This is a genomic window from Bacillus sp. JJ1566, assembly GCF_036962685.1.
Taxonomy (GTDB): Bacteria; Bacillota; Bacilli; order Bacillales; family Bacillaceae_L; genus Ferdinandcohnia.
This window is the reverse complement of sequence record NZ_JBALOP010000001.1, coordinates 38,442-60,857: the sequence shown is the minus strand read 5'-3', so window position 1 is coordinate 60,857 and position 22,416 is coordinate 38,442. Positions and strand designations below refer to the sequence as shown.

Genomic DNA, 22,416 nt, shown 5'->3' with positions numbered 1-22,416 from the left:
AGGGGAGGATATCAAAATGATCAATTTGATTAATCAACAAAAAACGAAAATAACAGCCATCTCGGGAGCCTTGCTCGTTCTCGCATTGATTTTTCATTTGACAGGATATGATCTTTTAAAATCAGCTTCACTCATCATTGTGACGATCATCGCGGGAATCCCTATCTTCATTAAAGCATTTCAAGCATTAAAAATGAAGGCATTCAGCATTGAACTGCTTGTCACAATCGCTGTTATTGGTGCTTTGTTTATCGGTGAATTTGTCGAATCGGCAGTCGTTACCTTCCTATTTTTATTCGGTGATTATTTAGAAGCAAGTACGTTGGAAAAAACACGTTCTTCGCTAAAAGACCTTGTAGAAATGGCGCCACAGGAAGCAGTTGTTGTTCGAGACGGCAGCCAAATTACGGTACCAATCGAAGATGTTCTTGTTGGGGACCGTGTTATTATCCGCTCTGGCGGAAAGGTTCCGGTCGATGGCACAATCGTTTCAGGTCAAGCTTCTTTAAATGAAGCAGCAGTGACCGGTGAATCTGTACCCGCATCAAAGAAGATAGAAGACAAAGTATTCAGTGGTACCATCGTGGATAACGGCTATATCGAAATGATTGCAGAAAAAGTTGGTGACGATACGACTTTTGCGAAAATTATTGAACTTGTGGAGGAAGCACAGGAATCTAAATCAAAAACAGAGAAATTCCTGAATAAATTCGCAAATATATACACACCAGCTGTCGTTGTTTTATCTGTTCTTGTCTATCTATTTACTAGAGATCTCCATATCGCAATTACATTCCTTGTCATTGCTTGCCCTGGTGCACTTGTGATTGGAGCCCCAGTATCGAACGTTGCTGGAATCGGAAATGGAGCGAAAAATGGTGTCTTAGTAAAAGGTGGAGAAGTCATGGATATCTTTTCAAAGGTAGACACGCTCGTTTTCGATAAAACAGGAACATTGACGAAGGGGAAACCGGAAGTAACAGATATTAAGACCTTTGGCAGCTTCGAAACAAATGAATTATTGCAGCTCGTTGCCCAAGCGGAAACCATTTCCGAGCACCATCTAGGACAAACAATTGTAAAAGAAGCAAAAGCAAGAAAACTAGCTTTAGAGATTGAACCAGAAGACGGAGAAGTCATTAAAGGAAATGGGATCCGGACAAAAGTGGCAGGTCATGTACTTGCGATTGGGAATCGGAAACTGATGGATGCAGAAGGTATTGAAGTTCCGCAAAACGTCGGGGCCTATGCAATCGATCGAGAAAAAGCGGGTAACACTGCAATCTTCGCTAGTGTCGATGGAAAAATCGCCGGAATTTTCTCGATTGCAGACCAAATTCGTGAAGATGCGCAAAGAGCACTAACCCAAATGCGAAAAAATGGGATTAAGAAGATCGTGATGTTGACTGGTGATAACAAACATACTGCTGAACTTGTCGCGTCCACTTTAGGACTGGATGAATTTCATGCAGAGTTACTACCAGAAGATAAAGTAGAATACGTGAAAAAATTAAAGGCAGAAGGTCATGTAGTGGCAATGGCAGGAGACGGGATCAACGACGCTCCAGCAATCGCAACTGCAGATATCGGACTCGCAATGGGTGAAGGTGGTACGGATATTTCGATGGAGACAGCAGATGTCGTCTTAATGGCAGATAAGCTCATGCAATTCTCACATGCTTACTCATTATCAAAAGCAACCATCCGCAACATGAAGCAAAACACTTTCTTTGCAGTTGGAATTGCCTTCGTCCTTCTAGTCGGGGTCCTCATGGGAACGGTCCACCTCGCATCTGGAATGTTCATTCATGAAGCGAGCGTCCTTCTTGTTATTCTGAACGCCATGAGATTAATGGGCTACAACCGCAAAACAATGAAGAAAGAACATGCATTACATGTAGCAACTGCCTAAATTTGACCCAGGTCAAAGAACTACATGAAAAAACATCTTACAATAATAATAGAAAAAGAAAAAAGGAGAGATTAAAATGGAAACCATTAAATTACAATTAGAACCACTTACTTGTCCATCTTGTATTAAAAAGATCGAATCAAAGGTTGGAAAAATGGAAGGTGTAGAAGAAGCAAGAGTATTATTTAACTCAAGTAAAGTAAAGACTACATTTGATTCTGGCCGAGTTACAAAAGAGCAAATCGCAGAGACCATTGAAAAACTAGGTTACCAAGTAAAACATTAAAATAAGAAACGGGCAGGCATTTGAAGCTTGCCTGTTTTATTTTTGCATGGCCAAAAACCTTATATAAAATATATTTTGCAATTGTGACAATTCTTTTGTATGTGGTGAATATACTACATTTGAACTAGGTTTTTACCTGAAAAAGGGAGGGGTTTCAATGGTTGGGGTACGCTTTTTGAAAATGGCGGCAGTGTATTTTGTCATTGGAGTTCTTATCGGGATGGGAATGTCGATGTCACACACGTACACACTTACAGGAGTCCATGTTCATATTAACTTACTCGGCTGGGCATCTATGGGGCTTGCAGGAATCGTCTACTACTTATTCCCGCAGGCGGGAGAATCAAAGCTTGGAAAGGTCCACTTTTGGCTTCATAATATCGGTTTGCCGGTCATGATGATTGGGCTCACGATGCTATTGCTCGGTAATCCGGCTGTTGAGCCTGCCATTGCGATTGGAGGTACAGTTACAACCCTCGCGATCATCCTTTTTGCCATCAATATCTTCTTGAATATCAAAGTTACAAAGCAATAATACCTCTATCAAACTCACCCCCTACTCGGCATTCGCCGAGTTTTCTTTTTTAATTTGAAATCACTTCACAAAATGCCGTATACTAGTAAAGTTAATGATTTATAGGGATGTGTGAAAATGAGTCAAGAAGGAACACCTATTGATCTCAAATTTGTAACAGAAATTAAAGATGGCCCGCGAAAAGAAAATGTTGCTTTTCATGCAAATGGTCTATACTACTTAAAGGGTAATAACACATACTTGCAATTTGATGAAAAGCAAGAAGCAGGGACGGTTAAAACGGTAATCAAAATTTCGGAAAAAGAGGTTCTCATTCTTCGTTCGGGTATTGTGAAAATGAGGCAGGTCTACCGAAAAAATGAAACCACAAATGGTTCTTTTCAAAACCAGGTCGGAAACTTTGACCTTACAGTAAAAACGAATAATATCGAATACAAATGGTATAAAAACTCTCAAAAAGGGACGTTATTCTTAGCATATGAGCTTTCACTTCACGGTGAAAAGTCAGGATTACATAAAATAACCATTACATTTAAGGAGCGAAACTAGATGAATGTTGTTGAACAAGTAAAAGAACGCTTAAAAGCGGAAATTAAAGACGCAGTTATAAAAGCTGGACTAGCTTCGGAAGAACAGATTCCTGAGGCTGTGCTAGAGCTTCCAAAGGATAAAGCGCACGGGGACTATGCGACAAATATGGCGATGCAGCTAGCGCGTGTGGCGAAAAAAGCACCACGAATGATTGCTGAAGACCTTGTGGCGAACTTCGATAAATCAAAAGCTTCAATTGAAAAAATTGAAATCGCAGGCCCAGGGTTTATCAATTTTTATATGAACAATTCCTATTTGACTGATTTAATCCCAGCGATCTTAACAGCGGGAGAGGCATACGGTGAAACGACTGTTGGAAATAGACAAAAGGTTCAGGTGGAATTTGTTTCAGCAAACCCAACTGGGGATCTACACCTTGGACATGCTCGAGGGGCTGCCGTTGGTGATTCGTTAAGTAATATTTTAGACAAAGCGGGCTATGATGTATCGCGTGAGTACTATATCAATGATGCTGGAAACCAGATTAATAACTTGGCGAAATCCGTTGAAGCTCGTTACATGCAGGCACTTGGTAAGGATGCCCAGATGCCAGAGGATGGCTACCATGGACAAGATATCGTTGGGATTGGTAAGCGACTTGCTGAGGAATTTGGCGATAAATATGTAACTGTCGATGAACAAGAACGCTTCGACTTTTTCCGTGAATATGGCTTGAAATACGAAATGGCAAAGCTTCAAAAGGATTTAGAGGAGTATCGTGTTCGTTTTGATGTATGGTATTCAGAAACGTCTCTTTACCATAATGGAAAAATTGACCGAGCTCTTGAAGCGTTGCGTAGTGCTGGTCATATTTATGAAGAGGATGGCGCTACTTGGTTCCGTTCCACTACATATGGAGACGACAAAGACCGTGTTTTAATTAAAAATGACGGGTCTTATACGTATTTAACACCAGATATTGCGTACCATCAGGACAAGCTTGAGCGTGGCTTCGAAAAATTAATCAATGTATGGGGTGCAGATCATCATGGCTATATCCCACGTATGAAGGCTGCGATTCAGGCGTTAGGCTATGAAGAGGATACGCTTGAGGTTGAAATCATTCAGCTTGTTCACCTGTTTAAAAATGGTGAAAAAATGAAGATGAGTAAGCGTACAGGTAAGGCTGTTACGATGCGTGACTTGATCGAAGAGGTTGGTCTGGATGCCGTTCGTTACTTCTTTGCAATGAGAAGCTCTGATACACATCTTGATTTTGACCTTGATTTAGCAGTGTCCCAATCAAATGAGAATCCTGTGTATTATGCGCAGTATGCACATGCTCGTATTTGCAGCATGCTTCGTTCCGGTGATGAAATGAATATTGCATTAGACGGTAATTATGCGCTAGAGAACATCAACTCTGAAAAAGAAATAGATCTATTGAAGAAGCTTGGTGAGTTCCCTGCTGCTGTAACGGAAGCAGCAGAAAAGCGAATTCCACATCGCATCACAAATTATATTAATGAATTAGCAGCTGCTCTTCATAGTTTTTACAATGCAGAAAAAGTGCTTGATCAAGACAATCTTGAAAAAACAAAAGCTCGTCTTGCATTAATGAAAGCAGTCCAACTCACATTACAAAATTCATTAAAATTAATCGGTGTATCTGCACCTGAAAAAATGTAATCTCTTTGTTTTGGCCCTCTCTTGAGTAGAGGGCCTTTTTGTCGGGAATAATGATAAAAAAGGGGAGGATTCTGCAAATGAAAGAGGTTATCTTAGCACTACTTACGGGAATAATTGTCGGATTTTTATTTGCTGTATTAAAATTGCCAATCCCAGCGCCACCAGCACTTGCAGGGGTTACTGGCATAGTTGGTGTTTACTTAGGATTTAAATTATTCCAATGGATTGTGCCACTCATTCAGTTTGGACCAAAATAAAAGGCACCCGTGCTGCGGGTGCTCTTATTTGTTAGTGGTAGTATTTTTCAGATAGTGACAGTAAATTTGGGATAGTGACAGTATTTTTTGGTTAGTGACAGTAAATCTGGAATAGTGACAGTATTTCCGAAATAGTGATAGTATTCCACGCCCATCCCTATAAAAAGTGTGAAATCCAGGTTGCTATTTTAATTTTGTACTTTTTCTCCGACTTCAATTCGTTGATACGGTCACGTGTAAGCTGATTTGATGTCGTAAAATCTTCCTCCACGACCTTTTTAATTTCTTTAATTACTTCCTTGTCATGGATATAACAATTGATTTCATAATTCGAATACAGGCTTCTTTTATCAAAATTGGCGGTACCGATGTCGCAGAGCGTGTCATCGATACAAATCACCTTTGCGTGGTAAAAACCCCTCGTATACATATTGAACTGAATGCCAACCTTTGAAAGCTCGTCTATAAATGGAATGGCGGCTTCTTTTACAAAAGGATGATCCGGTTTTTTGGGTAAAAGGACACGAATCTTTACATTGCGTTTTGCAGCGGCAATCAATTCCTGTTTGAGTCGATCGCTTAGCACAAAATAAGGAGATCCAATGATGATCTCTTTTTTGGCCTGCTTGATCATACCGACAAAATCGTCCTCAAGATAGGCGCCATTTCTTGCAATGAACCTTGCTTGTGACTTTCCTTTAGGAAGCGGTGGAAAGTATGCAATGCGATTTTCAATGGATTCCTCTGTCGAATTATACCAATCCTCCAAAAACTGTGTCTGCAAGTCTGCGACCCCTTCACCAGTCAGCTTCAAATGATAATCTCGCCAAAAACCAAATTTCGGGTCCTCGCCGAGATATTCTTTTCCGATATTGAAGCCGCCCATATACCCCGTTTTTCCATCAATGACCGTAATCTTCCGGTGGTTACGTTGATTGAGTTTGTAAAAATAATAGGGAAAGTTAGGTTTATTGCTGTAGGCGAACGAAACGCCTGAACGGGTTAGGTCTTTTTCCATTTCCTTCGTGACATTGTGGGCGCCAACCCAATCCAAAAGCAATCGTACTTTGACACCTTGCTCCGCTTTTTTCTTTAAAAGGGAAACAAAATCCTTGCTGATGTCATCGTCCTTCAAAATATAAAATTCGACATGGACATGTTCGGATGCATTTTGAATGTCTTTAAAAAGGTCTGAGAAAAGTGTTTCCCCTGTGTCATAAAGGGAAATATCACTGTTACGCAATGGAAACTCATCGTTCACTTGTTTTTTTAAGTGACTTTTTCTTCCGAGACTGTAATCAAGGCGGAGTAACAGTAATAGAATAATGGTAATTAGGACGATCCAAATTAAAATCCTTAGCAAATTTACCCCTCCTATAACGGCGTCCACTTAGTTTACGCGAAAATTAGAATGATTATTTGAGATTTCAAAAGAAAAATGTTGACTGAATGCTCATTCATTATATAATTGAGATATGAACTATATAGTCAGAAAATTAATTAAAGTACAACTTAAGGAAGGAGTTTAAACATGGATATCCTCTTGGTTATTAATCTTGTTGCGTTTCTATCTGTAACCGCTTACGCCATTTATCTTTTTGTTTACCTTATTAAGACAAGAGTTGCCTATATCAAGCTTGGCAAAAAAGTTGAGTTTGACGGGAAAGTAAAGGAGCGCCTTGAGCGGATTTGGATTAACGTATTCGGCCAGAAGAAGCTTTTAAAGGATAAAAAGAGTGGAGCCATTCACGTCATGTTCTTCTACGGATTTCTTCTTGTCCAATTTGGCGCGATTGATTTTATTTGGAAGGGCTTAAAGCCGGGCTCTCATCTTCCACTGGGACCATTATATCCAGGCTTTACGTTTTTCCAAGAAATCGTTACATTTATGATTTTAGTTGCCGTCGTATGGGCATTCCACCGCCGTTATGTGGAAAAGCTTGTTCGTCTAAAAAGAGGATTTAAATCAGGACTTGTTCTTTTATTTATTGGTGGCTTGATGCTATCCGTTTTACTTGGAAACGGTGCAGGAATCGTTTGGCATGGTCATGAACCATCATGGAGCGAGCCAATTGCGTCCGTGATTTCACTTGCTTTAGGTGGGCTAAATAAAACAGCTGCAATTGTCCTATTTTATATCTCATGGTGGATTCACTTAATCTTCCTGTTAAGCTTCCTCGTCTACGTGCCGCAATCCAAGCATGCTCACTTAATAGCTGGACCGGCAAATGTTTATTTGAGCAGACAAACTAGCCCAGGAAAGCTTGAAAAAATTGATTTTGAGGATGAAACACAAGAAACCTTTGGTGTTGGGAAAATTGAAGACTTCAAGCAAACACAATTAGTCGATCTCTATGCATGTGTAGAATGTGGTCGCTGTACAAATATGTGTCCGGCAACAGGTACTGGAAAAATGCTCTCACCAATGGATTTAATCGTGAAATTACGTGATCACCTAACTGAAACAGGTGCGGTCGTAACATCACGTGTACCATGGGTACCAGCTGTTGCATTCAATCATACAAAGGGAAATCAGTTAGCACTTGCGTCCGCTAGCCAGGGTGTAAATGAAACAGCAGCAACGACTGATTTAGCTTATAGCCCAAGCTTAATTGGTGACGTCATCACAGAAGAAGAAATTTGGGCATGTACAACTTGTCGAAATTGTGAAGACCAATGTCCGGTTATGAACGAGCATGTCGATAAAATCATTGATTTACGTCGTTATTTAGTACTTACTGAAGGAAAAATGGATGCAGATGCACAGCGTGCGATGACGAATATTGAGCGTCAAGGAAATCCATGGGGCCTTAACCGAAAGGAAAAAGAAAACTGGCGTGAAGTCCGTGACGATGTTCATGTCCCAACTGTTAAAGAAATGAAAAAAGCAGGCGAAGAGTTCGAATACCTTTTCTGGGTCGGTTCTATGGGGGCATTTGATAACCGTAGCCAAAAAATCGCGCTTTCTTTTGCGAAGCTGATGAATGAAGCAGGAGTGAAGTTTGCGATCTTAGGAAACAAGGAGAAAAACTCTGGTGACACACCACGCCGTCTTGGAAACGAATTTTTATTTCAGGAGCTTGCGACAAACAATATTGCCGAATTTGAAAAGGCAGAAGTAAAGAAGATTGTCACAATCGACCCACACGCCTACAATATTTTCAAAAATGAATACCCAGATCTGGGTCTTGAAGGTGTCGAGGTCTTCCACCATACAGAGCTATTGTATGACCTTGTGAAAGAGGGAAGATTAGTTCCGAAGCATGCGGTGAACGAAGTGATTACTTGGCATGATTCCTGTTATTTAGGACGCTACAATGACGTCTATGACCCACCTCGTGAAATTTTAAAACAAATTCCAGGTGTGCAGCTCGTTGAAATGGAACGTAACCGTGAAAATGGAATGTGCTGTGGAGCTGGTGGCGGTCTGATGTGGATGGAAGAGGATACAGGAACTCGCATAAATGTAGCGAGAACGGAGCAAGCGATTGCGGTTAGTCCAACGACAATTGGTTCTGGATGTCCGTACTGCTTAACAATGCTAAGTGATGGTACGAAGGCGAAGGAAGTCGAGGACCAAATCGGCACATATGATATTGCTGAAATTCTTGAAAAATCAGTTGTTGGCGAACAACAAGAAATTGCATCTTAATGGAAATTTATGATTTATCTTCCACTATTGATGTTGTAAAATAGGAATATAGGAAACATTGGATTTTTATTAATAGTATAAGAGAAATAGAGGTGTACATAGGTACGCCTCCTTCTTTCAGGTAGTCCTGAGCGAGCGTTCAGTCGACAAAATGTAAGCGGTTACTGATGTTTTGGCGAATCGTGCCCGATTCGGGGTAGCCACAAGGAAAAGGGTAACGCAAACGCGGGAATCGTTCCCGATTCGGGGTAGCCGCAATGAAAAGGGTAACGCAAACATGGGAATCGTACCCGATTCGGAGTAGCCGCAATGAAAAGGGTAACGCAAACATGAGAATCGTACCCGATTCGGGGCGGCTGCAAGAAAAAGGGTAACGCAAACGTGGGAATCGTACCCGATTCGGGATAACTGCAAGAAAAAGGGTAACGCAAACGCGCAAATCGTACCCGATTCATTAGAAAAAATCAAGGAGGTTGAAACATGAGAAAAACTGTTATTGTCAGTGGTGTTCGTACTCCGTTTGGAAAATTAGGGGGAAGTCTTAGTTCATTAACAGCATCTGAGCTTGGTGGAATTGCCATCAAGGAGGCTTTACAGCGAGCAGGGATCGAAGGCGAAAATGTGGACGAAGTCATCTTTGGAAATGTTTTGCAGGGTGGGCAAGGTCAAATTCCTTCACGTCAGGCAGCTAGAAACGCGGGAATTCCGTGGGAAGTAAAAACGGAAACCATCAATAAAGTGTGTGCATCAGGACTTCGGAGTGTCACACTTGCCGATCAAATCATTCGTGCTGGTGACGAAGAAGTGATTGTTGCCGGTGGCATGGAATCAATGAGCAATGCGCCTTACTTTTTACCAAAAGCACGCTCCGGACTACGAATGGGAGATGCAAGCTTAAAGGACTTAATGGTCCATGATGGCTTAACATGTAGCTTCCAGGGTGTTCATATGGGTACCTACGGTAATGAGGTTGCTTCAGAACTGGACATTACACGTGAGGAACAAGATAAATGGGCGCTTCGCAGTCATCAACGTGTGATTGCCGCGATTGAATCAGGTAAATTAGCTGAGGAAATTGTCTCAGTAGAAGTAAAAGGGCGCAAAGGCGCAGTAACGATTGTTGACCAAGACGAAGCACCACGGGCTGATACAACAATTGAAAAGCTAGCAAAGCTTAAGTCAGTATTTAATGCAGACGGTACAATAACAGCCGGGAACGCGCCAGGTGTTAATGACGGGGCGGCAGCGCTTGTTCTTATGAGTGACGAGCGAGCAAAGCAAGAAGGAAAAGAGCCTCTTGCAACGATTCTTGCCCATGCAGCAATTTCCGTTGAAGCGAAGGATTTCCCGAAAACTCCTGGACTCGTCATCAATGAATTATTAAAGAAAACAGATAAAACAGTCGATGAAATTGATTTGTTTGAAATTAATGAAGCTTTTGCGGCAGTGGCATTAACAAGCGGAAAAATTGCCAATCTTGACCCTGAAAAAGTCAATGTTAACGGTGGGGCAGTAGCACTTGGTCATCCAATCGGAGCAAGCGGGGCAAGAATTATCATTACACTCATTCACGAATTAAAACGTCGTGGCGGTGGCATCGGGATTGCAGCTATCTGTAGTGGCGGTGGCCAGGGCGACGCAATCATGGTTCAAGTATAAATTTCGGTAATCATAGGAGGTATGTTTGATGAAGGTTCAAAAAGTGATGGTTATTGGTGCCGGGCAAATGGGCTCAGGGATTGCACAGGTTTGCGCAATGGCCGGCTATGATGTAAAGCTCCACGATTTAAAGCAGGAATACCTAGACCGCGGGTTTGGGACGATTGCGAAAAATCTTACCCGCCAAGTAGATAAGGGTCGAATGAGTGAAGAAGAAAAGACAGCGACATTAGGCAGACTTACACCATCACTTGATCTACACAATGCAAGTGATGTTGACCTCGTCATTGAGGCAGCCGTCGAAAACATGGACATCAAAACAAAGCTTTTCTTTCAACTAGACGAAATTGCACCTCAGAATGCTATTTTAGCAACAAATACTTCCTCTCTCCCAATTACTGAAATTGCGGCGGCCACAAAACGCCCGGAAAAAGTGATTGGCATGCATTTTATGAATCCTGTTCCAGTTATGAAATTAGTAGAAATAATTCGCGGCTTAGCAACAGCTGATGAGGTTTACCAAGTCATTGAGGATATGACAAAAACATTAAACAAGGTTCCTGTAGAAGTGAATGACTTCCCAGGCTTTGTGTCAAACCGCATTTTAATGCCGATGATCAATGAAGCGATTTACACGCTTTACGAAGGTGTGGCCACAAAAGAAGCGATTGACGAAGTAATGAAGCTTGGAATGAATCATCCGATGGGACCGTTGACACTGGCGGATTTTATCGGACTTGATACTTGTCTTTATATTATGGAAACCCTTCACGAAGGCTTTGGCGATGACAAATACAGACCATGCCCATTGCTTCGTAAATACGTGAAAGCAGGTTGGTTAGGTAAAAAATCAGGTCGAGGATTCTATACTTACGAAGGATAGGGGTGAGAATGAAGTGACAACTCTTACAAACCCACATCATCTAGATCCCACTTTGGAGGGAAGCAGCATGAATTTTCATTTTACAGAAGAACAAGATATGATGCGAAAAATGGTCCGCGATTTTGCGAAACAAGAGATCGCCCCATTTGTAGATCGCATGGAAAATGGAGAGTTTCCAAGAGAAATCCTGTCAAAAATGGGGTCACTTGGACTCATGGGAATTACAACCCCTGAAAAATATGGCGGTGCCGGGATGGATTTCACATCCTATATCATTGCAATTAATGAGCTTTCTAAGGTGAGTGCGACAATCGGGGTCATTTTATCCGTTCATACCTCTGTCGGTACACACCCCATTTTATATTTCGGAACAGAGAAGCAAAAGCAGAAATACATTCCAAAGCTTGCGAGCGGGGAATATCTTGGGGCTTTTTGTCTCACAGAACCCAGCGCTGGCTCAGATGCCGCAAGCTTGAAAACAAGGGCTGTGAAGCAGGGTGACCATTATCGATTGAATGGTTCAAAGGTCTTCGTCACAAATGGTGGGGAAGCGGATGTGTATATTGTGTTTGCACGTACAAATCCTGCTGAATCTGGCAGCAAGGGAATCACAGCATTTATTGTTGAAAAAAATACCTCGGGCTTTGAGTTCGGTAAAGATGAGCATAAAATGGGCCTTCTTGGTTCTCGAACCCTTCAAATCACACTTGAAGATGTGATGGTACCAGCTGAAAATATTTTAGGTGCTGAAGGTGAGGGCTTTAAGGTCGCAATGGCCAATTTAACTATCGGTCGAATCGGCATTGCTGCTCAGGCTCTAGGAATTGCTGAGGCGGCTGTAGAACACGCGGTGGAATACGCAAAAGAACGACACCAATTTGGCAAACCAATCGCTTCTTTACAAGGTGTTGGCTTTAAGCTTGCAGATATGGCGACAGCTGTAGAAGCGGCAAGACTTCTTGTCTACCGCGCAGCATTTTTGCGTGAACAAGGCTTGCCTTGTGACAAAGAATCCTCGATGGCAAAGCTGTTTGCATCGAAAACCGCGATGGAGGTTACTACGGAAGCGATTCAGGTCTATGGCGGCTATGGATACACAAAGGATTATCCGGTTGAACGGTTCTTCCGGGATGCGAAAATTACAGAGATATACGAGGGCACCAGCGAAATCCAAAGGATTGTTATCAGTAAGCATTTGTAATGGGGCATTTGCTGTGAATGGCGCAAAAATATCTGGTTGAAGACGCAAATCCTAGTTGGATGACGCAAATACCTGGTTGAAGGCGCAAATAAATGGTCGACGACGCAAATCCGTAATGGATGACGCAAATATCTGGCAGACGACTCAAATATCTGTCGGACGATGCAAATCCGTGATAGAACGACGCAAATACCCATTCCTTGACACATAAATGTCCTTAACGAAACATCAAACACAAAAACTAACATTCTATTGAAGTGGAGGTCCTATCAATGTACTTTAAATTATCAGAAGAGCATGAAATGATTCGTAAAATGGTTCGTGATTTTGCCAAAAATGAAGTAGCACCAACTGCGGCGGAGCGTGATGAAGAAGAACGCTTTGATCGTGAAATTTTCGATAAAATGGCGGAGCTCGGCTTAACCGGGATTCCGTGGCCAGAGGAGTATGGCGGCATTGGCAGTGACTATTTAGCATATTGTATCGCGGTTGAGGAGCTATCAAGAGTTTGTGCATCAACAGGTGTAACACTTTCTGCCCATACATCACTTGCAGGCTGGCCCATTTACAAGTTTGGTAGTGAGGAGCAAAAGCAAAAATATTTACGTCCAATGGCACAGGGTGAAAAAATCGGTGCTTACGGTTTAACAGAACCAGGTTCAGGATCTGATGCAGGTGGAATGAGAACGACTGCTAGATTAGAAGGCGACCATTATGTCTTAAACGGCTCTAAAATCTTCATCACAAATGGTGGGATTGCCGACATTTACGTTGTGTTTGCATTAACAGATCCATCCTCTAAGCATAAAGGAACGAGCGCGTTTATCATCGAAAGCGACTTCCCTGGTTTCTCGGTAGGGAAAAAGGAAAAGAAGATGGGAATTCGTTCATCACCGACGACTGAAATTATGTTCGAAGAGTGCCGCGTCCCTAAGGAAAACTTACTTGGCGAAGAGGGAGAAGGCTTTAAGATTGCAATGATGACGCTTGACGGTGGCCGTAACGGGATTGCTGCACAAGCGGTTGGAATTGCTCAAGGAGCACTAGATGCTGCAACAGAATATGCAAAGGAACGTGTCCAGTTCGGCAAACCAATTGCGGCCCAACAGGGCGTTGGCTTCAAGCTTGCGGATATGGCAACAAGTGTCGAGGCGGCTCGTCTCTTAACCTATCAAGCCGCATGGCTAGAATCAGAGGGACTCCCATATGGGAAAGAATCGGCAATGTCGAAGTTATTTGCAGGGGATACTGCGATGAAGGTGACAACGGAAGCCGTGCAAGTCTTTGGCGGGTACGGTTATACAAAGGATTACCCAGTGGAGCGCTATATGCGCGATGCAAAAATCACCCAAATCTATGAAGGCACCCAAGAAATCCAGCGCCTCGTAATCTCTCGAATGCTAACAAAATAGTGGGTCAAGGGGACAGGTCCCTGTCCCAACAGGCGCCATGTACTTTTCTTAGGGGGTGACTGAAGTGCGAAGGAATGATGTGCCGGCTTCGGTGAAGGATGAGCGGCTTATTAAGAAACGACGGGATCAGATGATTAAGGGAGCGGTGACTCTTTTTAAGGAAAAAGGGTTTCATCGCTCGACAACAAGGGAGATTGCAAAAGCGGCCGGGTTTAGCATCGGTACGCTTTATGAATATATTCGTAAGAAAGAGGATGTTCTCTATTTGGTTGTCGACAGCATTTATGACCAGGTTCAGGAACGTCTCCAGCAAGCAATTAACACGAAAGAAGGCAGTATTGAAAGCCTAAAACTTGCAATTCATAACTATTTCCTCGTTATGGATGAAATGCAGGATGAGGTTCTTGTTCTTTATCAGGAGGCGAAATCTCTTTCGAAGGATGCTCTTCCATATGTGCTGAATAAGGAAGTAGAAATGGTCGGCATGTTTGAAAAAGCAATTGAGGACTGTATCGCAAAAGGAGAACTTCAATTGCCGAAGAAGCAAATTGAGCTTGTTGCTCATAATATTTTTGTGCAAGGACAGATGTGGGGCTTTCGTCGCTGGGCGATGCGCAAGCTTTTCACACTTGAGGAATATATTGAAATGCAAACAGAGCTTTTATTAAAGGGAATCGAAAAATAGAGTTACTGTCTAGCTCCAGGCGCCATCGGCTCGAGGTCACAAGCCAATCGCTTCTGAAGGCAAAAGAGCGCCTTCTGTCAGCGCTTGTCTTGTGCTTGACTTGCACAGGACAAGAAAGGCTTCGGGAGCATAATCATCGCACGAAGAAAATGCATAGCATCGAGGATGTGCTGACATCGACGTTCGCCACAGGACGTGGCGGTAGTAAGTCGATGTTCCTTAATCCGGGCGCCTTACGCTATTCTAATAGGACTGGGGGAATAGGAATGAGTACAGTGGAAGTGTATCGTCCAAAGCACCATGTACGGTTTGTGACGGCTTCAAGTTTATTCGATGGTCATGATGCATCGATTAATATTATGCGCCGCATTCTGCAGGCGAGTGGAGCTGAGGTCATTCACCTTGGGCATAATCGCTCAGTAGAGGAAGTGGTCAACGCGGCAATCCATGAGGATGCACAAGGGATTGCAATTTCTTCCTATCAGGGTGGACATGTGGAATATTTTAAATATATGTATGATCTTCTTAAGGAACGAGGGTCTTCCCATATCCGCATTTATGGCGGTGGTGGTGGTGTGATCATTCCTCGTGAAATGAAGGAGCTGCATGAATACGGAATTGCTGGCATTTTTTCACCAGAGGACGGCCGTCTCTTGGGGCTTCAAGGAATGATCAACAAGATGCTGCAAGAATGCGACTTTCCAACAAGTGCTGAGCTAACAGATGAGCTTGAGCTTCTTCAAACAGGGGATTACAAAACAGTCGCAAAGCTGATAACGATTGCTGAAAATCAAATTGGTAACACAAATGAAACAGCAGCTGCAGCTGAAACGGTCATTCAAAAAATAAAGGAACTTGATAAAAAGGTCCCCGTTGTTGGGATTACAGGTACTGGTGGAGCAGGAAAAAGCTCACTCACGGACGAACTCATTCGCCGTTTTATCAATGAGTTAGACGATAAAAAGGTAGCGATTCTATCTGTTGATCCAACTAAACAAAAAACAGGTGGGGCCTTACTGGGTGACCGAATCCGGATGAATGCGATTTTTAACCCGAGAGTTTATATGCGAAGCCTGGCAACAAGGGGTTCAAAATCTGAACTTTCACTTGCGATTAAAGATGCCATCGCAGTTGTAAAAGCAGCGGGCTTTGATTTAATCATCGTTGAAACAAGCGGAATCGGGCAGGGCGATGCCGAAATTACTGAAGTTTGTGACGTATCCATGTATGTCATGACAAGTGAATTCGGTGCACCTTCACAGCTTGAAAAAATCGACATGATTGACTATGCTGACCTCATTGTTATTAATAAATTCGAGCGCAAGGGCTCAGAGGATGCGAAGCGTCAGGTGCAAAAGCAGTACCAGCGCAGCCATCTTTTGTTTGAAAAAGACTATGAAGAAATGCCAGTGTTCGGCACGATTGCCAGTCAATTTAATGACCCCGGAACGAACGCCCTTTTTGCAAACCTAATTGAAAAAATAAACGAAAAAATGGGCACGAGTTGGGAAACATCATTCGAAAAAACAGCGGATGTTCAAAAACAAAATGTGATTATCCCGAATGACCGCCGCTATTATTTGCGCGAGATTTCAGATACAGTTCGGAGCTATCATAAAAAGGCAGCTGAGCAAGTAGAAATTGCTCGAAAGATATTCCAAATTTCCGGCACGATTGAAAGTGTGAAGGAGCTTGGAAACACGGACGTCGTTACAACCCTAGAAACCTTAAAAACCAAATACGAGGCAAAGCTTTCGGATGAATCAAAAAAAATCCTTGCAAACTGGGAAGCCACAAAGGAAACCTACAAGGGTGAGAGATTCATCGCAAAAATCCGTGATAAGGAAATCATCACGATTTTAAAGACAAAGAGCCTTTCTGGTTTATCGATTCCGAAGATTTCACTACCTGGCTTTAAGGACTTTGGGGAAATTTTACGATGGGTATATAAAGAAAATGTTCCAGGTGCATTTCCATATACAGCAGGTGTATTTCCGTTCAAACGTGAAGGGGAGGATCCAAAGCGTCAGTTTGCGGGCGAAGGGACTCCTGACCGAACGAATCGACGGTTTCATTATTTGTCCAAGGATGATGATGCGAAACGTTTAAGTACAGCGTTTGACTCCGTAACCTTATACGGTGAGGACCCCGCCTATCGTCCAGATATTTATGGGAAAGTCGGCGAAAGTGGTGTCAGTGTTTGTACGCTTGATGATATGAAAAAGTTGTACAATGGCTTTGACCTATGTGCGCCTTCAACATCAGTTTCAATGACCATCAATGGTCCAGCACCAATCATTCTCGCAATGTTTATGAATACGGCGATTCACCAGCAGGTTGAAAAGCGCGAGCAGGAGCTTGGCCGTATATTAACAGTGGAGGAATTCCAAGAGGTCCGTAAGAGAACGCTCCAAACGGTTCGTGGAACGGTTCAGGCGGATATTTTAAAAGAAGACCAAGGTCAAAACACTTGCATTTTTTCAACAGAATTTGCGCTTCGAATGATGGGGGATATCCAAGAATATTTCATTGATAACAAAGTGCGTAACTATTATTCTGTATCGATTTCAGGCTATCATATAGCAGAAGCGGGTGCGAATCCTATTTCCCAGCTTGCATTTACGTTATCAAATGGGTTCACGTATGTGGAGTACTACCTTAGCCGTGGCATGAATATCGATGATTTTGCGCCAAATCTTTCCTTCTTTTTCAGTAATGGTTTGGATCCGGAATATACGGTGATTGGCCGCGTGGCACGCCGCATTTGGGCAACAGTGATGAGAGAGAAGTATGGGGCAAATGAGCGTAGTCAAAAATTGAAATACCATGTTCAAACATCAGGTCGCTCCCTGCACGCCCAGGAAATTGATTTTAATGATATTCGTACGACCTTACAGGCACTTATGGCTCTACATGATAACTGTAATTCACTCCATACAAATGCGTATGATGAGGCGATTACAACACCGACAGAGGAATCTGTTAGACGTGCCATGGCGATTCAAATGATTATTACGAAAGAGCATGGCTTAACGAAAAATGAAAATCCGCTACAAGGCTCCTTTATTATCGAGGAACTCACAGATTTAGTTGAGGAAGCGGTACTCCAGGAATTTGACCGACTCAATGACCGTGGAGGGGTTCTCGGCGCGATGGAAACTCAGTATCAGCGTGGCAAGATTCAAGATGAGTCTATGTATTATGAAATGAAAAAGCATACGGGAGAGCTTCCAATAATTGGGGTGAACACGTACCTGAATCCAAACCCACCAACAGAAGAGGATTTAAACAATATCGAGCTTGCCCGAGCAACAAAGGAAGAAAAAGAACTTCAGATTAATAATTTAAAGGAATTCCAAGAACGAAATAAGGATAAAGTAGAAGAAGCACTAAAGAAACTAAAGCAGGTTGCGATTGATAATGGGAATATTTTTGCGGAATTAATGGAAACGGTACAGGTCGCAAGTCTTGGTCAAATCACACAGGCACTTTATGAAGTGGGCGGACAATACCGTAGAAATATGTAGAAAAAGAGCGAGGCTGAACTCATAACTTTATTCAGCAAAGCCTCGATCTTTTTTTAAAATATGGGAAATAAATGAAAAGTATACAATGAGTGAAGGACTTAAGTATGTGCTGAATAAAGTTATAGCCTCCGGCGGATGCCTCAGATTTTTCAAAGGAAGTTTTTCGAGCAAGCTCGAAAAAAATCTGGGCGCAAATACGCCGAGGCGTATTTGATTTAGTTGGTTCAGCCTTAAAAAATGAATACACTGGCATAAAGTGGTTGATTTTGTTTATAATGAATGATATGTATTTTACAGTACTCTTTTTATTTTTTTATGAGAAGTATTTCAACAACATGTTTTTATCAGAATTCTAGTTACATACATAGAAAGGGAGTGCCTTGATGAGTCTTAATCAATACTCACCAGAGCAAATAAAAGAAATGTCAATGCTTGAGGTAGCGTATGAGATTTTCTTAGGGAGAAAAGATGCGATTACATTTAACGAGCTAGTTGACGAAATAGCAAAAATATTAGAGCTTTCAGAAGAAGAGCTTCGCTCAAAAATTTCTCAGTTTTATACAGACATCAATATCGATGGTCGTTTTATTACATTAGGTGATAATCGTTGGGGGCTTCGTACATGGTATCCGTACGAGCAAATCGATGAAGAGGTTACTCATACTGAAAAACCAAAGAAGAAGAAAAAGAGCAAGAAGAAAAAGGACGAAGATGACGATCTTATCGGCTTCGATGACCTTGACGAAGATGACCTTGATTTCGACGAAGATTTCGATGAAGAAGACGAAGATGTCGATGACATTGAAGACGAAGAGGAAGATGAGGACTTCGATGACATTGAAGACGATGAAGACTTCGAGGATGACGATGAAGAGCTTCTCGATGATGAGGAATATGAATTAGAAGACGAAGAAGAAGAGTTAGAAGAAGAGGAAGAAGACTAATATTTGTTGTAACTAAATTCCACTTAAACTTCATATTGACTTTTCATTCTTAACTCGGTAGAATACTTTTTGGGCTCTAAAAAAAGAGTATCTACGAAACCATATTACAAGTTTCGCTCCCTTACATATTTGTAAGCGGAGCTTTTTTATTTTTATAGGGTGAGAAAAAAGACAAACCCCAGATCGAATCGAAAAGCGTAAGCGCCTTGAAAGTGGAGCATCGACTAAATACTGCCACGTCCTGTGGTAAACGTCGATGTCAGCACTTCCTCGAAAATGGAATGCATTTTCTTCGTGCATGATTCTGCTGTTGAAGCCTTCCTTGTTCTGTGCAAGTCCGACAAGCATAAGAAAATCCAGAAAGAAGGACGCTCTTTATCCTTATTGCCGGATTGGCATATGACCTCGAGGGGCAAGCGCTGAACTAGACAGGAAAGATTCCTTTATACAATTTTATAAATTTGAGCAAACTTTAACTAACTACATGAATGGGGGAAAAAAGAAAGATGACGAAATATATTTTTGTAACAGGTGGGGTTGTATCGTCCCTAGGAAAAGGGATTGTTGCCGCATCTTTAGGCCGTTTATTGAAAAACCGTGGAATGAAAGTAACGATTCAAAAATTCGATCCATATATCAATGTGGACCCAGGAACCATGAGTCCATACCAGCATGGCGAAGTGTTCGTTACCGATGACGGCGCTGAAACTGACCTTGATTTAGGGCACTACGAACGTTTTATTGACATTAATCTAAATAAATACAGCAACGTAACGACAGGTAAAATCTATTCAACTGTATTAAAGAAAGAGCGTCGCGGTGATTATTTAGGTGCAACTGTGCAGGTTATTCCGCATATTACAAACGAAATCAAGGAAAGAGTTTTCCGTGCTGGCCATGAGACAAATGCAGACGTCGTCATCACTGAAATCGGTGGTACAGTTGGAGACATCGAGTCACTACCTTTCCTAGAAGCTGTTCGTCAAATTAAAAGTGACGTGGGCTCCCGCAATGTGATGTATGTGCATTGTACGCTTGTTCCATACATTAAAGCTGCCGGAGAAATGAAGACAAAACCAACCCAGCACAGTGTGAAAGAGCTTCGCAGCCTTGGAATTCAGCCAAATATCATTGTTCTTCGTACAGAAATGCCGATTTCAGAAGATATGAAGGATAAAATTGCGCTATTTTGTGACATTGATTCAAAAGCAGTTTTTGAGAGCCGTGATGCGGAAACCTTATATTCAATCCCGTTATCTCTTCAACAACAGGGCATTGATCAAATCGCGTGCGAGCATCTTCAGCTAGATTGCAAAGAAGCAGACATGACAGATTGGATCAATCTCGTTGAGAAAGTGACACACCTTACAAAAACAACCAATATTGCATTGGTCGGAAAATATGTAGAGCTTCAAGATGCGTATCTTTCTGTAGCTGAAGCTTTAAAACATGCCGGCTATGCATTTGATTCTGATATCAATATTAACTGGGTTAATTCAGAAGAAGTTACAGATGAAAATGTGGCTGAATTACTGGGTGGCTCAGATGGAATTCTTGTTCCTGGTGGCTTCGGTGACCGCGGTGTTGACGGAAAAATTGTGGCTCTTAAATATGCGAGAGAGACTAAAACTCCATTGCTTGGAATTTGCCTTGGTATGCAGCTAGCATCTGTTGAGTTTGCACGAAATGTACTAGGTTTAGATGGTGCACATTCTGCTGAGCTTAATCCAGATACTCCTCATCCAATCATTGACCTGTTACCAGAGCAAAAGGATGTTGAGGATTTAGGCGGAACACTACGTCTTGGACTTTTCCCTTGTAAAATTGAAGAGGGAACAAAGGCATACGAAGCATACAATGATGAAGTGGTCTATGAGCGTCACCGCCATCGTTATGAATTTAACAACCATTATCGTCAAGCAATGGAAGAGGCAGGCTTTGTCTTCTCAGGAACAAGCCCAGATGGACGTCTTGTGGAAATTATCGAGTTGAAAGACCACCCATGGTTTGTGGCTTCACAATTCCACCCAGAATTTAAATCAAGACCAAACCGTCCACAACCATTGTTTAGAGAATTTATTCGAGCATCATTAACAAACGCTGAAAAAATGTAACATAAATTGAGTAATGAAAAATGGCGAGTTCAATTCGAACTCGCCTTTTTTTATCGGGCTTGGGCGGATGAAGTGGATTCAGTCCGGGAATCTTAAGGGAAATGCTCTTCATGAGGGCTATGAAGATGATTTGGTCCAAGAATACGATGGGAAATGCTCTTCATGCGGGCTATGAAGACCATTCAGATCGAAAATTAGCATAGTTATGTTCTTCATCGGGGCTATGAAGACCATTCGAACCGAAAGTAAGCTTCGCTTAGGTCTTCATCAGGGTTATGAAGACCATTCTGATCAAGACTAAGCCCCGTTTAGTCCTTCATCAAAGGAATTTATAAAATTTTCCCTAATCAAATTCCTCGACCATTTCTTTGATTGTAAATTTAAGTCCGAAATAGGCATATAAGGCAGTCATCACGCTTGGAAAACCGAAGCGGTTCCCGAAATCGTCTGGGATGAGTGGTTTTTGTAGCTTGCTATCAATATGAATATTGACCATTTGGTTTAATGTGCGTTTATCTTCCGTTTTTACAATCGCAGAAATCGCCACGGTCTGAATTCCTTTGTCACGTAGTTCTTCTGCAAGCTTAATGGCCTCTTCATCAGTTGAAAATCGAGTGATTAACAAAACAGAGTCGACATCCTCAACCTCATTCATTTTTCCATCAGTAAATAAAGGCTTAGCCGACTTTAGCGGTTCAGCGCCAAACAAAGCCTCAGTTACCACGGCAGCCATTTCACCGAAGCCATGTATTAAAATGGTACCATCGCTAATTACAGACTGAGCAAGAATTCTTGCGCCATCCTCCATATTCATTTCCTCTTGTTCCATAATTCGGTTAAACTGTCCTTGAAGCTGTGTAGTAAACATCTTTAACATAAATGTAAAATTCCTTTCTAATCTTATTACTCATTTTCCATATATTATTATTATAACGTTATACGAAAAAAATAAGAAATCATGTCGAATTATGTTGATGAAAATTGTTTCGGTCTTTGAAATAAAGTTTTCTACGTAAAAAGAAGGAAATTTGTTGCTCTTGGTAGAATTAAAAATGAATAACGATATAATAATATTCGAAAAAACGAACGTATTAAAACGGTCGTTAAAAACAAAGTAAATAATCCTATT

17 protein-coding genes are annotated in these 22,416 nt (G+C 41.9%); 15 read left to right on the top strand and 2 right to left on the bottom strand.

Annotated features, from left to right (window positions below):
- Positions 1-16 precede the first annotated feature (16 nt).
- From V7112_RS00280 to V7112_RS00255, 6 genes are all read left to right on the top strand, one after another.
- Positions 17-1,912 (top strand): heavy metal translocating P-type ATPase, encoded by a 1,896-nt coding sequence (locus tag V7112_RS00280; protein ID WP_335413671.1) that lies wholly within the window; start codon positions 17-19, stop codon positions 1,910-1,912.
- A 76-nt stretch (positions 1,913-1,988) separates the two neighbouring features.
- A complete protein-coding gene (locus V7112_RS00275; protein WP_335413669.1) occupies positions 1,989-2,198 on the top strand; it encodes a heavy-metal-associated domain-containing protein in 210 nt (69 codons plus the stop codon).
- Positions 2,199-2,355: 157 nt separating this feature from the next.
- Positions 2,356-2,733: a cytochrome-c oxidase gene (locus tag V7112_RS00270; RefSeq protein WP_335413667.1), complete on the top strand. Its 378-nt coding sequence runs from the start codon at positions 2,356-2,358 to the stop codon at positions 2,731-2,733.
- Between the two features lie 117 nt (positions 2,734-2,850).
- Positions 2,851-3,282 carry a DUF1934 domain-containing protein gene (locus V7112_RS00265; protein WP_335413666.1) on the top strand — a complete coding sequence of 144 codons (432 nt, stop codon included), beginning with the start codon at positions 2,851-2,853 and terminating at the stop codon, positions 3,280-3,282.
- Positions 3,283-4,953: an arginine--tRNA ligase gene (gene argS, locus V7112_RS00260; protein WP_335413663.1), complete on the top strand. Its 1,671-nt coding sequence runs from the start codon at positions 3,283-3,285 to the stop codon at positions 4,951-4,953.
- Between the two features lie 77 nt (positions 4,954-5,030).
- Positions 5,031-5,210 (top strand): XapX domain-containing protein, encoded by a 180-nt coding sequence (locus V7112_RS00255; RefSeq protein ID WP_335413660.1) that lies wholly within the window; start codon positions 5,031-5,033, stop codon positions 5,208-5,210.
- A 157-nt stretch (positions 5,211-5,367) separates the two neighbouring features.
- Here the strand turns inward: V7112_RS00255 and cls are convergent, their stop codons facing one another.
- Entirely contained in the window at positions 5,368-6,573 is a 1,206-nt protein-coding gene (cls, locus tag V7112_RS00250) for a cardiolipin synthase (protein ID WP_335413657.1), read from the bottom strand.
- 168 nt (positions 6,574-6,741) lie between these two features.
- On the opposite strand from cls, the gene V7112_RS00245 reads away from it, so the two are divergent.
- The 9 genes from V7112_RS00245 (at position 6,742) to V7112_RS00205 (ending at position 21,287) form a co-directional block, all read left to right on the top strand.
- Positions 6,742-8,862, top strand: a complete 2,121-nt coding sequence (locus V7112_RS00245; protein ID WP_335413654.1) for a (Fe-S)-binding protein — start codon at positions 6,742-6,744, stop codon at positions 8,860-8,862.
- 480 nt (positions 8,863-9,342) lie between these two features.
- Positions 9,343-10,521: an acetyl-CoA C-acetyltransferase gene (locus V7112_RS00240; RefSeq protein ID WP_335413651.1), complete on the top strand. Its 1,179-nt coding sequence runs from the start codon at positions 9,343-9,345 to the stop codon at positions 10,519-10,521.
- Between the two features lie 28 nt (positions 10,522-10,549).
- The gene (locus V7112_RS00235) at positions 10,550-11,404 is read left to right on the top strand and encodes a 3-hydroxybutyryl-CoA dehydrogenase (protein WP_335413648.1); all 855 of its coding nucleotides are present in this window, start codon (positions 10,550-10,552) and stop codon (positions 11,402-11,404) included.
- Positions 11,405-11,471: 67 nt separating this feature from the next.
- Positions 11,472-12,605: an acyl-CoA dehydrogenase gene (locus tag V7112_RS00230; protein ID WP_335413645.1), complete on the top strand. Its 1,134-nt coding sequence runs from the start codon at positions 11,472-11,474 to the stop codon at positions 12,603-12,605.
- Positions 12,606-12,877: 272 nt separating this feature from the next.
- Positions 12,878-14,017 (top strand): acyl-CoA dehydrogenase, encoded by a 1,140-nt coding sequence (locus V7112_RS00225; protein WP_335413641.1) that lies wholly within the window; start codon positions 12,878-12,880, stop codon positions 14,015-14,017.
- Positions 14,018-14,081: 64 nt separating this feature from the next.
- The gene (locus V7112_RS00220; RefSeq protein ID WP_335413639.1) at positions 14,082-14,702 is read left to right on the top strand and encodes a TetR/AcrR family transcriptional regulator; all 621 of its coding nucleotides are present in this window, start codon (positions 14,082-14,084) and stop codon (positions 14,700-14,702) included.
- A gap of 266 nt (positions 14,703-14,968) precedes the next feature.
- Complete coding sequence (gene icmF, locus V7112_RS00215) at positions 14,969-18,229, top strand: fused isobutyryl-CoA mutase/GTPase IcmF (RefSeq protein WP_335413637.1); 3,261 nt, start codon at positions 14,969-14,971, stop codon at positions 18,227-18,229.
- A gap of 383 nt (positions 18,230-18,612) precedes the next feature.
- The gene (rpoE, locus tag V7112_RS00210; RefSeq protein ID WP_335413635.1) at positions 18,613-19,173 is read left to right on the top strand and encodes a DNA-directed RNA polymerase subunit delta; all 561 of its coding nucleotides are present in this window, start codon (positions 18,613-18,615) and stop codon (positions 19,171-19,173) included.
- A gap of 506 nt (positions 19,174-19,679) precedes the next feature.
- The gene (locus V7112_RS00205) at positions 19,680-21,287 is read left to right on the top strand and encodes a CTP synthase (RefSeq protein WP_335413632.1); all 1,608 of its coding nucleotides are present in this window, start codon (positions 19,680-19,682) and stop codon (positions 21,285-21,287) included.
- Between the two features lie 343 nt (positions 21,288-21,630).
- Here V7112_RS00205 and V7112_RS00200 read toward each other — a convergent pair whose 3' ends face one another.
- A complete protein-coding gene (locus V7112_RS00200; RefSeq protein ID WP_335413630.1) occupies positions 21,631-22,164 on the bottom strand; it encodes a DUF2529 domain-containing protein in 534 nt (177 codons plus the stop codon).
- Between the last annotated feature and the right edge of the window lie 252 nt (positions 22,165-22,416).